Raw genomic sequence first — 13,028 nt, 5'->3', positions numbered from 1 at the left:
GGTCTTCGAGGGAGTGCCCCTCCCATCAAAGGCGTTTGGGGACGACCTCGCTGTAACTCGGCACCTACTTCGTCGCCATCGCCTGCAGAATCGACATGATCCCCGGTTTTGCCTTCCTCCGATACGGCGAACCGAACTCCCCCGTCTCGAAATCCGTGGAACCGAACATCTCGTCGTTCAGCCGGTCGGTGATCTCGTCGAATATCCGCCTGTACGCAATACAATGGGGATCGACGCCCCGGATTTCGCCGTTTGTCGGCGCTATAGCGTTGTAGGGGCACCCGCCCCGGCAGTACCGGATATGACGGCACTCTCCGCACTCACGGTCGACGTACTCCTTGAACGCGTGCATAAGCTTTCCCGCGTCAGACCGGGCAAGGTCGTCGGGCGTGGGACGGTCGTAGACGTTGCCCATCACGTACTCGGGCATCCCGACAAAGCGGTAGCACGGGTAAATGCTTCCGTCCGGCCCGACGGCAAGGGTGTTTCCCATGCAGTCCACAAACGTGCAGACCGTGCCGTGCCGGATAAAGATACATTTACAGAGGTCGTTGATGTTCATGATCTCGATCTGCCCGAGGTTCTCCAGGTACTTATCAAGGAGGTAGACCAGCAGATCCCCGTATGCCTCCGGTTCGAGCGCCCACTCTTTCGGGTCCTCGCTCCTGAGCGACGGCAGCGCCGGGTGCAGTTTGAGGGGAAAACCCCTCGCGAGGAAGAAGTTAAAGATCTCCTCCTTACGCTCGACCGACAGGCGGGTGAACGTGCAGATGAACCGGACCTCCAGTCCGTTCGCCGTCGCGATCTCGTAGCCCCGCATGGTCTTTTGAAAGTAGCCCTTTCCCCTCTGCGCGTCGTTGATCTCCTCGGGGCCGTCGATGCTGGAGCCGATGGGAATATTGTATTCCGCGAGTATGCGGGCGAGTTCCGGGGTGAGCCGCCAGAGGTTGCTCTGCAGGGCGAACGTCGGGTTAAGGTGGCCGAGGCCCCCGGCGAGGATCGGCAGGGCCTGCCGGAAAAAGTCTGCGCCTGCAAGGAGCGGCTCCCCGCCGTGGAAGGTGATGGTGACCTGGTCGGACCGGTAGTCTTTGAGCCATTCGGTTATCTCCCGGATCGTCTCGATGCTCATCCTCGGAGACCCTTCATCGGAACTCCAGCAGTAATGGCATTTTGAGGGGCAGCCGAGCGTGGGGATGATCATGACATGAAAGGGGCTCTTCATTAATTACCGAGATTCTCTTTGAAGAGGTTAAAACCTATTCATCTCCGCAGCCTGAAAAACAGGAGGGGCGAGCACAGTTCACGCCGACCGGGGCCGGGAGGAGGGCGGGACCGTCGCCTACCCCAAAACGACCTACCGGTCCTTCTTCATCGCCTCCGTCTTCAGATCTTTCGGCATCAGCTCGATGGCATACCGGAGCGCCGTCCGGGGCATCTCCTTCTTGTTCGTCATGACGTAGGAGAAGACCTCGTCGGTGTGCTTCCGGCTTGCTTCCTTGAGGAGCCACCCGTAGCCTTTCTGCACCATGTCGTCCGTATCGGTCAGGAGCAGGTCGGCGATCTCGAGGGCTTCGGCAAGGAACATCCCGCGCTTCGCCGGCACGATCAGCGAGACCGCCGCCGCACGCCGCATCCAGCGGTTCTCCGACTGCGTCCAGCCCTTCAGTTCCCCGACCTGCTCCGGGTAGCGCACGATGTAGTCTCCGACGGCATGGTTGCAGAGGCCGTCGCAGGTTGCCCAGTTGGTGATGTAGGTTTCGACCCAGTGCCGGAAGACGGCGATGTCGCCGGGCTCGTAGCGGTCGGCGAGCCGCGGAGCCCAAACGGACGCCACGAATGCCTCCTCCATCATCCCCGACCGGTAAAGTTCTTCGCAGAGCCGGAAGATCTCCTGCTTCTCGCGGGAGTTGACCTCTTTCCAGTACTTCTTTGCGATCGAGATTGCGGTAGCGGTCTTCATCCCGTAGCACCGGACCTCTTCCTTGAAGAACCGCTGGCTTTTCTCCCGGATCTCGGGGTCTGCGTGCGCCGTGAGTTCCTGCCGTATCGCTTCGATGACCGGGTCCATGTGCAGATTACAGCGGGATGAGGGATAAACGATCCGGCAGGCCGTTTGGGAGGAACGGGGCTGTACCGGAGCGGGGTGCTTCTTCCGGCCGATGACCGGACGGGTCACCGCCCACCCTGCCGCTCCTGCGCTCCAGCAGCAGCACGTCCCGCCATGCGCCGTCTTTCATCCTGTCCAGGCGTGCGCGGCGGCCGACGACGCAAAAGTTGTGCTTCTCATGCGGCAGAACCGGATATGGACTGCATCACAGCACTCTCACGACGGTGCCTCCGACTCGAACGTCGCGTTGCCGGTGGCGATCCCCTCGCCGATCCCCGCCGAGCGGGAGGTATCCTCGACGTAGACGAACTCGATCTCCCCTGCCGACTCCGGCGAGAGCGAACAAGAGCCCACGCATCTCGCCGCCGCCGGATCAAGGTGAGGTCGACCCGCAGAGCCTCCGCCGCTACCCCGGCCAAGTATGCTTCCGGGACGCGAAGGTCATCCGCTCGTACAAATCTTGACCGTCCGTGCATGGGCATGGTGGTGGGCGTTGGGTCTGACCCAGAGCGGGTGGATCACGTAGATGCCGGTGATATCAGTGGCGCGATACTCAATAGGGGGCAGCGGCGACTTCACCGGTGTGATTATGTATCCTCTCTCCCCGTCTTCGCCGGGCACCGGGATGCGGTCCCCTCGTCGATGCCGAGGTACTGCGTTCCCCAGGCGCAGAGCGCCTCCATAACCGGGAGGAGGGTTCTGCCGAACTCGGTGACGGCGTACTCCACCCGGGGCGGCACCTCGGGGTAGACCGTCCGCCGCACGATCCCGTCCTCCTCCAGCTCCCGGAGCTGCTTGGTGAGCATCTTCGCGTTGACGCTAGGGAGTTCCCGCTGCAGTTCGGAGAACCGCTTGGTCTCGTCACACAGGTGCCAGAGGATGAGCGGCTTCCACTTGCCGCCGATGACGTCGAGTGCTGCTTCAACCGGACAGTGGAAAGTCTTGCCGTTCTTCGTGTAGACCATGGTTGCTCCGATGAAAGTTAGTTACCTTATTGATGGTATTTCCTATATATTCGCCAGGGGCGTATTTTATCTTAACGTTCGGTTCGTCACAAGCAGAAAATCCGTCGGTTTTAATGCATATGGCGTTCTGCCGTGGTTCTCCGCATCCTGCGGGGAGTGAGGTAACAACTATGGAGAAGAAAGAGATCGGAAGAAACTTCTTCATCCCGATGCCGGTGGTGCTCGTCGGGACACAGGTGAACACAAAAGCGAACTTCATGACCGTGGGCTGGTGCTCGCGGGCGAACGGGAGCCCCCCGATGATCCTCTGCGGGATCGCGAACTCCCACTACACGCTCGAAGGGATCGCGGAGACGCGGACATTTTCGGTGAATATCCCGTCGTCGGCCCTGATGGAGAAGACCGACTACTGCGGGCTTGTATCCGGGGCTGCGGCCGATAAGTCGGATGTCTTCGACGTCTTCTACGGGACGCTCAAGACCGCACCGATGATCCGGGAGTGCCCGGTCAACCTCGAGTGCCGGCTCGTGCAGACTGTTCCGCTCCCGACCAACACGATCTTCATCGGCGAGATCGTGGGGGCATACGCGGACGAGTCGGTGATCCGGGATGGAAAGCCGGACTTTGCGGATATCGATCCGCTCCTCCTGACCATGCCCGACAACCGCTACTGGAGGCTCGGGGAGCACGTCGGCGATGCGTGGAGTGCGGGGAAGAGCCTGGTACTGCGGCCGGAGACGACTTGAACGGGGATATGATGGAGACCATACTCGTAGATGAGGATCTCTGCACCCGTTGCGGGATCTGCTCGGCCGTCTGCCCGATGGCGATCGTTGATGCCGCGGACGAAGACACCCTCCCCGGGGTCCGGGAGGAGAAGGCCGAAATCTGCATCGCCTGCGGGCACTGCGAAGCCTGTTGCCCGACGCAGGCGCTCCTCCTGAACGTCGGGCCGGGGGAGAAGAGGCTCATCCCGGCAGGTGCCGGCACCCTCTCCCCCGGCGACCTCGGCAGTTACCTGCGAAAGCGCCGGTCGGTGCGCCGCTACACGGACGAGCCCGTCCCCCGGGAGACAGTCCTGCAGGTCCTCGACGTCGTCCGGTACGCACCTTCAGGAGGGAATGGACAGCCGGTCAGGTGGATCGTCGTCCACGACCCGGCGAAGGTCAGGAGGATCGCCGTTCTGACGGTCGAATGGATGAAGACCCTGGTGGAGAGCGGCCATCCGATGAGCGGCTACGTACCGGGACTCATCGGTGCATGGGAGGCGGGATACGACGTCATCTGCCGCGATGCCCCGCACCTGCTTGTCGCCCATATCCCGGAAGGGAACCCGGCCGCATCCGTGGACGCGATCATCGCGCTCGCGCACTTCGACATCGCCGCCCCGGCGTTCGGCATCGGCACCTGCTGGGCCGGCTTCGTTTCGATGGCCGCCACGGCGTACGAACCGCTCAAAAGAGAGCTCGGCATCCCCGCAGGGCGCAGGTTCGCCTACGCGATGATGTTCGGCCGCCCGCGGTACGCGGTCCATGGCATCCCCCGCCGCAACCCGGTGCAGGTGGCGTGGCGGTAAGGGTGCTTCGAGCATGCGGGAGAGTGCATGAATTATGGACGTCTTTGATGCGATCCACCGGCGGCGCGCTGTTCGCCGGTATCTTCCCCACCAGATCGGCAGGGACGACGTGTACCGTATCCTCGATGCCGCGAACTGGGCTCCCTCGGCCATGAACCGCCAGCAGTGGGAGTTTCTGGTCGTGACCGGGGAGAGGGTCCGCGAGATGGGAGAGAATTTCCATGCGATCGCCAGGGAATACATACAGGGCCGGGATTCCCCGGAGGCGCCGGGCTCGTCCCCGATCGCCGATGAGGAACTTCTTCGGTTTGCCCTGACTTACGGGGGTGCGCCGGTGGTGATCGTCGTCCTGACCGATGCGGCCGATGCCCCGAATATGCGCAAGGCAAACCTCGAGAGCGCGAGCGCCGCGATGGAAAACCTGCTGCTTGCCGCAACCGCACTCGGGTTCGGCACCTGCTGGATGACCGGGCCGCTCCAGGACGAGAGGGCGCTGCGCACGTGCCTTAGAATTCCCGACGATAAGGGGATCGTGGCCGTCACTCCGCTGGGGTTCCCTGACGAGGTGCCCCCGGTTAAGCCGCGCCACGGACCCGGACCTCGAGCGGAACGTGCGGTGGGTGGAGTAACGTCCGGTCCTGCCGGAATATGCGAGGCATGACGAGAGTCCTCCGTATCAACGGAAGACGGAGAACATGGCAACGCTGCTTGTACATGCGCTCAAAGGGGCTGCATTGGCGGGGGCGGAGACGGAGTTCGTCCACTTCTACGACCTTGACTTCAGGGAGTGCGCGAGGTTCTTTGCCTGCAAGATGAAAGGTGGGAAGAACCGGACAGTGCTCATCTACACGATCGAACGCTCCGGAAGTGCGTGCAGGGGAGAGGTATGCGGCACAGAGCAGGGTCAACGAGCATGCCCTGCCTCCGTTCAACGGAGATGCCCGGGAAACCCGCTTATCGAGAGAGGTAGTTCGAGTCTGTTGTTGCCGGTATGAGAATTGATATATAGCGTTTGATCCGACTACGTACCGATGAAGAGGAGCACCGCGTGGACATCCCTCGTCCTCGCGCTGATGGTGGCGATAGCGGTTTCGCCGGCAGGCAACTGTTGTATACCCCCGGCAGGGGCGGCCCGGGGAGGGTGCTGCTCCCTCCCGTCGGTTCCGCAGGACCCGCTGCCGTGCAGCGGACCGGCCCAGCAGGTGCTCCTGAACGGCCGAAGATCGACCGATAACGTCTCGGGTATCCGGCGGATCTACGCCGGGAACGTGCTCGACAATCGCGAACGTGCGGCAATTCATGCGGTGATCACGGCGAAACCCGGGATCGATCTCGCCGGGATCGCCCGCGAACTGGGGATGAACCGCCAGACCCTGCGGTATCATTTGAACCTGATGGAGTCGCTCTCGAAGATAACCGCGCTACGGGACCGCGGTCTCGTGCGGTATTATGAGAACCATGGGCGTTACGGGACCCTTGAGCGCAACCTATTCATGCACCTCTGGAATCCGACTGCAGAAGAGATACTTTCGCTTATACGGTCGACGCCGGGCATCGCCCAGTCCGAGATTGCAACGCATCTCGCGATCACCCCCTCGACAGTCCGATGGTACATGCGGCGGTTCCGGGAAGACGGCATCATCACCGAGCGGCACGAGGGACGGTACGCCCGGTATGCTCTGACCGACGAAGCGGGCCGGTCGATGAGCCGGATCGGCGGCGAGAAGCCGGACGGCATGGCGGCGATGAGTTGACGATGCAGAGTCTTGGAAGAAGGGTTCGTCATCCCTGTTTTGATAAATAATCTCCGACGGTATTTTTTTTCAGAAAATTTGAATGGCGTCCGCCTTTTTTTGGAAGTATCTGTCGGCTGTGGTCGGCCCCTCGACCGGTAGACCGTACATCTTTCTCGATAGTTAGACCGTTTCTCGACACTTCATCCCGGTTGCCGACAGGGAGATGGATTGGTGAGAACACGTTTTACGGAATCCTCACAACGGCATAGCAGAGGTTTCGCAAATGAAAACCACACTGAATGTTTCGGGAATGCACTGCAGAAGTTGTGAAATGCTCATCGCAGACGCGATTAGCGAAATAAATGGCGCAAGAGTGCTCTCTGCCGATCACACGAGCGGAGCGGTTATCGTAGATTACGACTCGGAGGCGACCCTTGAGGCGATCAGGCAGGCGATCCGGGGTGAAGGCTTCACGGTCTGAACCGGAACCGGGGACCGGGACCGGACTGATCGAGTCCAACCTCGTGCTGCACGGGATGCACTGCGAGTCCTGCGCGAGGATCATCGAGCGCACGGTGGCAAGACACGAGGGGGCGCGGGTCAAGTCCATCGACACGGCTAACAACCGGGTGGTCATCGAGAGCCGTAGAGGGCAACTCCAGGCAATCCGCGACGAACTGCGCGAGAAGGGCTACCAGCTGCTCCTTCCCGGAGAGAAGGCCGCGGACGGCTTCGAGGCCGGCTCGCTACGCCGCGGGTTCGCCTTCTTAAAGAGCATGATCCTCAACGCCCGGGGATTCGAGGTCGAGCATGCGCTCATGAAGCGCGCCTTCGGAGCGGTCGCCGTCGTGCTGGCTGCACAGGCCGCGCTCTACGCCTTCGTCTTCAGCCGTATCCCCGGGTTCCTGAATACCTACTGGAGCGTTACGGTCCTGACCGCCGTCTCCGTCGCGGCGTTCTTGTTCGCTTATTACCATTCGAACGCGTTTCGGAAGAGTTCGTCCTGCATGACGGGCATGATGACGGGCATGACGTTCGGGATGGCGGGAGGCTTCCTGATCGGTGCGTTCGTAGGCGCGACGAACGGGATGTTTCTCGGGAGTATCGTCGGAATGCTGACCGGGATGAGTCTCGGCTACGTCACGGGGCGGTCCTGCGGGGTCATGGGCGTGATGGAGGGCATGATGGGCGGCCTGATGGCCGGCACGATGGGGGCCATGCTCTCTGCCATGCTGATCTACGACCGGCTCGTACCGTTCCTCTTCATCCTGACCGCAACCGAGGCGGTCATCCTGGCGGCGTACAGCTACATGCTGTATAAAGAGTTCGGGAATATGAGGCCGGGCGATATGAAAGCAAGCGGGAGCGAGTTTGCGGTTCTCGCGCTCGCAATGAACCTGGTTCTCACGGTCGTGTACGTGTACGGACCGAAGACAGGGTATGTGCTTGGAGTGTAAGGTGAAAAGATGGTTAAAAAGGCTGAGATCAACGTCGAGGGCATGCATTGCGGCTCGTGCGCCACTCTGATCTCAAGGGCGCTCCAGAGGACGCCCGGGGTTCTGGCCGCAAACGTCAATTACGCGTCCCGGAAGGCGCGCGTGGAGTTCGACGAGTCGCTGCTCGACGAGCAGAGGCTCATCGACCTGATCGCATCGAAAGGGTACGGGGCAAAGATCGGGGTCGACCCCGACAGCGAGCGTCGTATCCGGGAGAAGGAGATCTCGGACCTGAAGATCACCCTTGCCTTCAGCGCCCTGTTTGCCGTTCCGGCGTTCCTGTTCGGCATGGTCTTCATGGACGTGCCGTATCATGTGCTCCTGCTCTTCTTGCTCGCGACCCCCGTACAGTTCGTGGTGGGCAAGAACTTCTACCTCGGAGCCTGGAGCGCGCTCAAGAACCGGATCGGGACCATGGATACGCTCATCGCGGTCGGGACGAGCGCAGCCTACGGATACAGCGTCGCCGCAATGTTCGGGCTCGTTACGGAGCAGTACTTCGAGACGGCGGCCGTCCTGATCACCCTGGTGGTCCTCGGGAAATACCTCGAGGCGGTGGCCAAAGGCAGGACAAGCGACGCGATCAGGAAACTGATGGGCCTTGCGCCGAAGGTCGCGACCGTGGTGCGGGACGGCCGTGAGGTCGAAGTCCCGATCGAAGAAGTTGTGGTAGGCGATCTCCTGCTTGTCTCGCCCGGCGAGAAGGTCCCGGTCGACGGGACGGTCGTCGAGGGCAGATCGGCCGTCGATGAGAGCATGATCACCGGGGAGAGCATCCCGGTTGAGAAGGCTGCAGGATCGACGGTCATCGGCGGGACGATCAACAAGAACGGGGTGTTGCGGTTCGAGGCGGCCAGGGTCGGGACCGACACGGTCCTTTCCCAGATCGTCCGGCTCGTCGAGGACGCACAGGGGAGCAAAGCCGACATTCAGCGGTTCGCCGACCGGATCAGCGGGATCTTCGTGCCGATCGTGATCGTGATCTCCGCGATCACCTTCGTCGCGTGGTACTTCGCGCTCGGGATGTCGTTCCCGTTCGCCCTCATGGTGGCCGTGGCAGTGCTCGTGATCGCCTGCCCGTGCGCCCTCGGCCTAGCGACGCCCACGGCGATCATGGTCGGCACCGGGATCGGTGCGCAGAAAGGCATCCTGATCAAGAACGCCGAGAGTCTCGAGATGATGCACAAGGTGGACGCGGTCGTCTTCGACAAGACGGGGACCATCACCGAAGGCAAACCCCGGGTGACGGACTTCCTCGCCGCGGGCCCGGAGGGCGATCTGCCGTCCCTGATCGGATACGCGTATGCGGTCGAGCGGAACTCCGAACACCCGCTTGCCGACGCCATCACCGAGTACGCGCGGGAGCAGGGCGCGAATCCCGGGGAGGCCCGGGAGTTTGAGGCCATACCCGGCTTCGGTGTCGCCGCGACCGTCGACGGCAGATCGATCTACCTCGGGAAACCGGAGCGGGGCACCCTCGACGCGGAGACGGCGGCCGTGGTCGGCCGTCTCCAGGACGAGGGGAAGACGGCGATGATCCTGAAAGTCGACGGCACCCCCTCCGCGATCATCGGCGTTGCGGACACCATCAAGGCGACGAGTGCACGGGCGGTCGAGGACCTGAAGAACCTCGGGATCGAGACCTGGATGATCACCGGGGACAACGAGAAGACTGCCCGTGCGATCGCCAACATTGCGGGCATAGAGAACGTCTTTGCAGAAGTCCTGCCCCAGGACAAGGCCGAGTACGTGAAGCGGCTCCAGGAGAAGGGGCACAAAGTCGTGATGGTCGGCGACGGCATCAACGACGCCCCCGCACTCGCACAGGCGGATATCGGGATCGCGATGGGCTCGGGGACGGACGTGGCGATGGAGGCCGGCTCCGTCGTCCTGATGCGTTCGGACCCGCTCGACGTGCCGCAGGCGATCCGGCTCGGCAGGGCTACGATCAGGAAGATCCGGCAGAACATGGCCTGGGCGCTGGTGTATAACGTCATCGGGATACCGATTGCAGCGGGGCTCCTGTACCCCGCGTTCGGGCTCCTGCTCTCGCCCATCATCGCGGGCGGCACCATGGCGCTCTCCAGCGTATCGGTCGTGACGAACGCGCTCACCCTCAGGTGGGCAAGGTTCTGGGTGACAGCATGAAGGTCGGTGCATGGTTCAAGGAGAACAGGGGCGCGTTTGCGTTTGCTCTTGCGGTCATGCTTCTTGGGTCCGTCGGGTATTTTGCACTCGGGGTCACGGACGGCATGGGGGACGGTGCGATGTCGGGCTCGGTCGACCCGTCGATCTTCGACGGGATCACCTACAAGGTCGCGTTCGCCCCGGACGGCACGCCCAAGGTGTTTGCCCATGCGAAGAGCAACGCGCTTGCCAATCTCAGCGCAGCGGAAGGCGCGAGAATCCCCGGCGTGAACTCCATGATCGTCGGGTACGCCGAAGGAGAGATGATGAAAGAGGAGAAGTTGTTCGAGAAGCCGGGAGACAGCCTGACGGACTTCTTCGGGATAGACAGGATCGAGATCGGCGGAGTCCTGACCGAAACCGGGACGTTCGTCGACGACCTGCACTTCCTCGACACGCACGACTACGGGAATCTCGTGGGCGAAGAAGGGAGAGTATACTCGAAGATGGCCCCGGATGGGGTGCCGAAGCTCTTCTACTTCCTCGACCTGAACGAGACCGTGCCGACGAAGTTCGTGCTTGCCGAGGGCGACATGAGCGGGTATTCGATGCACGATCTCGGGGGAGGGGAGTACTACCCGCTCGTGCTCGGCTCGGCCGAGGCCGAAATGATGCGGGAAGAGAAGTTGTTCGACGAGGTCGGCGACCCGATCAGGGGATTCTTCGGAGAGAACGTGGTCGTGGTCGGAGTGCTTGAGAGAACGAACTCGAGCTTCGATATGATGCACTTTGTGCCGCTAAAAGAGGATCAGCTTGGATAAGGAGGAGATGAGGACCATGAACTCAACGATGAAAGCAGGGATCGGCATAATCGCTGTAGCAGCCGTTGCGATACTCTTCATGCACTGCGGGGGCATCGGGCCGTCCCCCGTCCCGAACGTTCCGACACCCGGTACGGGCGACACCAATGCAACAAACCCCGTTGGCACCGGGACCGGGCAGACCGAGACTATCAGCCTGAGCTACGACGGCTTCCAGTATTCGCCGGCCGAGATCCGCGTGAAGCAGGGCACGAACGTCCGGATCGAGGGTGACCCCGCCACCCTCCGGGGGTGCATGCTCGTGGTCAACATCGGCGGGTACAATGTTAGCAAGGCGATCCGATCGGGCGACAACGTGATCGAGTTCACCGCGGACAAGGTCGGGACGTTCCCCATCTACTGCAACATGGGGATCGGCGACGGGAAACTCATCGTCGAGAGCGGTTAGAGTCAGAATGGGGTCTTTGCATTCCCTCCTATTCTGCTTGTTCTCAACTTCTGCAATAGGTGGAGGGGAATTACCCCGCGGTGTACGCCGCTTCTATATCCGCGAGGTCGTAGACGAGAAAACCCTCATCGCGGAGCCGGCCTTTCCCTTCGACACCGCCGGCGACAAGGCAGAAGCGCTCGTTGGGATAGTGTTCGTGCCGGACATGCTCCGCTTTCCGTACAAGCCGCACGAGCACGCCGCGGGCCTCTCTTTCCGTAAGGCTCCCCCACTTGCACTCCCCAAAGACGATGCCGTTATCGATCTCCCGGACGGCGACAAGATCGATCTCCTCACCGCGATACCACCATCGCCCTGTAGTATACCCCCAAAAGATCTTCCGGGCGAATTCGTTCCGAACAAAGATCTCAAACCGTTTGCCGAAGTACGGGTTCATATCGACGGTATCAACTGAATGGTTCTCCGTCTCGATCGCCTGCCGGTGTGAAAATACGAAGTTGTACCAGAAGTCAAAGACACAATCTTTGATCCGGTACAGCCCTTGCCTCCGGCTGCCGAGGAGAGGCAGCTCCTTCTCGATGATCCCGAGCCGGGTCATCGCCCCAAGGTAGGGGTAGAGATGGCGGGGGTCCATGCCGCAGAACTGGGCGATCGCACCCGGGGCCGTGTTGCCGACGGCGACGGCATTGAGGATCGCCTGGTAGGTCTTCAACTCCCTGAACTCCTGCGAGAGGAGGAAGTAGGGCTCCCGGTAGAAGTAGCTGTACTTACTGAAGAACTCCCGCTCGACGAAGGTGGCGTAGTCGGGATAGTCTCCGGCCTTGAGGAGGTACTCGGGGATGCCGCCGATGGTCAGGTGAGCCTTGAGGACATCCTGGAAAGAGAACGAAGGGAGGAATCTTCGTGCATCCACCAGTTGGAGCGGTCCAAGGAGCATATCACGGGTCCGCCGCCCGTAGAGGGGGGAGGTGTAGGAGAGCGCACTGTCGGTCATCAGCCCGAGCATCGACCCGGAGAGGAGGATGCACCAGTTCGATCCGGCAAGGGCGGTATCCCAGGCTTTCTGAAGCGCGGATAGGGCTGTTGGATCGTTCTTGATCAAGTAGGTGAATTCATCGATGACGAGGTAGCGGCGCTCCGGGAGCGGTTTTTGGGAGAGGTAGGTAAGGAGTTGATCCCAGGTCGTGATCTCAAGCGTTGCAAGGAGCGGGTCGGCGAAGAACTGCGCTACTGCCTCCTGCAGCCGTCGGATCTGGATCTGCGCCGCGGTATCCTCGGCGAAATGAAGGATACCCGCCTTCCCGCGGATAAACTCGGTGACCAGCCGTGTCTTGCCGATCCGACGCCGCCCGTAGAGGATGATCAGCCTCCCGCCGTCTTTTCGCCACTCCTCCTCGAGGAGGGCACGCTCGGTCTCGCGGTCGACGAACTCCCTAATCATGATTAGTACTAATCATGATTAGTATTAATTGCTTCGTTGTCGGGTGCGGGATCGAGGTGGCACATTGCGGTGCGGAACAACTGAACGCAAACTATTGCTCAACGAAATTCGGTCAAATTTTCTGAAGTAGAAGTCATCCTAAAAGTTTCCAGCGGCTGACGATTCCTATAGTTCAGAGTATTCTGTCGCCTCCCCGAGAAAAATTGAGTGGTCTCTGGCGTCAAACCTCTGATACGGCTCCTCTCTGGGTATCGCCACGCGGGGAACGACTGCCGAAACGGCAGTCGTTCGAGAAACTCGAAGAGTTTCGA

The 13,028-nt window shown here is 61.3% G+C and carries 15 protein-coding genes; 11 read left to right on the top strand and 4 right to left on the bottom strand.

All coding sequences use genetic code 11. From position 1 onward, the window contains the following. Nucleotides 1-64 precede the first annotated feature (64 nt). Together BRA42_RS12980 and BRA42_RS12975 are read right to left on the bottom strand one after the other, a co-directional pair. Nucleotides 65-1,222, bottom strand: a complete 1,158-nt coding sequence (locus BRA42_RS12980; protein WP_292409271.1) for a TIGR04083 family peptide-modifying radical SAM enzyme — start codon at nt 1,220-1,222, stop codon at nt 65-67. A 132-nt stretch (nt 1,223-1,354) separates the two neighbouring features. Continuing rightward, nucleotides 1,355-2,068: a DNA alkylation repair protein gene (locus tag BRA42_RS12975; RefSeq protein ID WP_292409272.1), complete on the bottom strand. Its 714-nt coding sequence runs from the start codon at nt 2,066-2,068 to the stop codon at nt 1,355-1,357. 91 nt (nt 2,069-2,159) lie between these two features. On the opposite strand from BRA42_RS12975, the gene BRA42_RS12970 reads away from it, so the two are divergent. Continuing rightward, nucleotides 2,160-2,411: a hypothetical protein gene (locus BRA42_RS12970; RefSeq protein ID WP_342686216.1), complete on the top strand. Its 252-nt coding sequence runs from the start codon at nt 2,160-2,162 to the stop codon at nt 2,409-2,411. 283 nt (nt 2,412-2,694) lie between these two features. On the opposite strand, the gene BRA42_RS12965 is transcribed toward BRA42_RS12970, so the two are convergent. Beyond that, complete coding sequence (locus tag BRA42_RS12965; RefSeq protein ID WP_292409276.1) at nt 2,695-3,072, bottom strand: winged helix-turn-helix transcriptional regulator; 378 nt, start codon at nt 3,070-3,072, stop codon at nt 2,695-2,697. 170 nt (nt 3,073-3,242) lie between these two features. On the opposite strand from BRA42_RS12965, the gene BRA42_RS12960 reads away from it, so the two are divergent. The 10 genes from BRA42_RS12960 (at nt 3,243) to BRA42_RS12915 (ending at nt 11,276) form a co-directional block, all read left to right on the top strand. Further along, entirely contained in the window at nt 3,243-3,818 is a 576-nt protein-coding gene (locus BRA42_RS12960; protein ID WP_292409278.1) for a flavin reductase family protein, read from the top strand. A gap of 8 nt (nt 3,819-3,826) precedes the next feature. Further along, nucleotides 3,827-4,648, top strand: coding sequence for a nitroreductase family protein (locus BRA42_RS12955; RefSeq protein WP_342770662.1), 822 nt, complete (start codon nt 3,827-3,829; stop codon nt 4,646-4,648). 34 nt (nt 4,649-4,682) lie between these two features. Next, entirely contained in the window at nt 4,683-5,309 is a 627-nt protein-coding gene (locus BRA42_RS12950; RefSeq protein WP_292409280.1) for a nitroreductase family protein, read from the top strand. A gap of 34 nt (nt 5,310-5,343) precedes the next feature. Continuing rightward, nucleotides 5,344-5,643 (top strand): hypothetical protein, encoded by a 300-nt coding sequence (locus BRA42_RS12945; RefSeq protein WP_292409282.1) that lies wholly within the window; start codon nt 5,344-5,346, stop codon nt 5,641-5,643. Nucleotides 5,644-5,679: 36 nt separating this feature from the next. Continuing rightward, complete coding sequence (locus BRA42_RS12940) at nt 5,680-6,402, top strand: winged helix-turn-helix transcriptional regulator (protein WP_292409284.1); 723 nt, start codon at nt 5,680-5,682, stop codon at nt 6,400-6,402. 313 nt (nt 6,403-6,715) lie between these two features. Further along, nucleotides 6,716-6,865, top strand: a complete 150-nt coding sequence (locus BRA42_RS12935; RefSeq protein WP_342770661.1) for a heavy metal-associated domain-containing protein — start codon at nt 6,716-6,718, stop codon at nt 6,863-6,865. Then, a complete protein-coding gene (locus BRA42_RS12930) occupies nt 6,819-7,841 on the top strand; it encodes a cation transporter (protein ID WP_342772161.1) in 1,023 nt (340 codons plus the stop codon). Before BRA42_RS12935 ends, BRA42_RS12930 begins: the two co-directional genes overlap by 47 nt. A 9-nt stretch (nt 7,842-7,850) precedes the next feature. Next, a complete protein-coding gene (locus BRA42_RS12925; protein WP_342686218.1) occupies nt 7,851-10,028 on the top strand; it encodes a heavy metal translocating P-type ATPase in 2,178 nt (725 codons plus the stop codon). Further along, a complete protein-coding gene (locus BRA42_RS12920) occupies nt 10,025-10,828 on the top strand; it encodes a hypothetical protein (RefSeq protein WP_342686219.1) in 804 nt (267 codons plus the stop codon). Before BRA42_RS12925 ends, BRA42_RS12920 begins: the two co-directional genes overlap by 4 nt. Nucleotides 10,829-10,844: 16 nt before the next feature. Then, a complete protein-coding gene (locus BRA42_RS12915; protein ID WP_342686220.1) occupies nt 10,845-11,276 on the top strand; it encodes a hypothetical protein in 432 nt (143 codons plus the stop codon). A 70-nt stretch (nt 11,277-11,346) separates the two neighbouring features. Here BRA42_RS12915 and BRA42_RS12910 read toward each other — a convergent pair whose 3' ends face one another. Next, nucleotides 11,347-12,717 (bottom strand): ATP-binding protein, encoded by a 1,371-nt coding sequence (locus tag BRA42_RS12910; RefSeq protein ID WP_342771178.1) that lies wholly within the window; start codon nt 12,715-12,717, stop codon nt 11,347-11,349. Nucleotides 12,718-13,028 lie beyond the last annotated feature (311 nt).

Origin of the sequence: Methanoculleus sp. UBA374 (assembly GCA_002508705.1) — an archaeon.
Taxonomy (GTDB): domain Archaea; phylum Halobacteriota; class Methanomicrobia; order Methanomicrobiales; family Methanoculleaceae; genus Methanoculleus; species Methanoculleus palmolei.
The sequence above is the reverse complement of the archived record's forward strand: the minus strand, read 5'-3'. Positions and strand labels throughout refer to the sequence as shown.

Bases quoted from the DNA above. Each gene is read 5' to 3' on its own strand.
- BRA42_RS12910 (WP_342771178.1), bottom strand. From the start codon at position 12,717: ATGATTAGGGAGTTCGTCGACCGCGAGACCGAGCGTGCCCTCCTCGAG.
- BRA42_RS12945 (WP_292409282.1), top strand. From the start codon at position 5,344: ATGGCAACGCTGCTTGTACATGCGCTCAAAGGGGCTGCATTGGCGGGG.
- BRA42_RS12980 (WP_292409271.1), bottom strand. From the start codon at position 1,222: ATGAAGAGCCCCTTTCATGTCATGATCATCCCCACGCTCGGCTGCCCC.
- BRA42_RS12975 (WP_292409272.1), bottom strand. From the start codon at position 2,068: ATGGACCCGGTCATCGAAGCGATACGGCAGGAACTCACGGCGCACGCA.
- BRA42_RS12915 (WP_342686220.1), top strand. From the start codon at position 10,845: ATGAACTCAACGATGAAAGCAGGGATCGGCATAATCGCTGTAGCAGCC.
- BRA42_RS12960 (WP_292409278.1), top strand. From the start codon at position 3,243: ATGGAGAAGAAAGAGATCGGAAGAAACTTCTTCATCCCGATGCCGGTG.
- BRA42_RS12965 (WP_292409276.1), bottom strand. From the start codon at position 3,072: ATGGTCTACACGAAGAACGGCAAGACTTTCCACTGTCCGGTTGAAGCA.
- BRA42_RS12920 (WP_342686219.1), top strand. From the start codon at position 10,025: ATGAAGGTCGGTGCATGGTTCAAGGAGAACAGGGGCGCGTTTGCGTTT.
- BRA42_RS12955 (WP_342770662.1), top strand. From the start codon at position 3,827: ATGATGGAGACCATACTCGTAGATGAGGATCTCTGCACCCGTTGCGGG.
- BRA42_RS12950 (WP_292409280.1), top strand. From the start codon at position 4,683: ATGGACGTCTTTGATGCGATCCACCGGCGGCGCGCTGTTCGCCGGTAT.
- BRA42_RS12940 (WP_292409284.1), top strand. From the start codon at position 5,680: ATGAAGAGGAGCACCGCGTGGACATCCCTCGTCCTCGCGCTGATGGTG.
- BRA42_RS12925 (WP_342686218.1), top strand. From the start codon at position 7,851: ATGGTTAAAAAGGCTGAGATCAACGTCGAGGGCATGCATTGCGGCTCG.
- BRA42_RS12970 (WP_342686216.1), top strand. From the start codon at position 2,160: ATGACCGGACGGGTCACCGCCCACCCTGCCGCTCCTGCGCTCCAGCAG.
- BRA42_RS12935 (WP_342770661.1), top strand. From the start codon at position 6,716: ATGCTCATCGCAGACGCGATTAGCGAAATAAATGGCGCAAGAGTGCTC.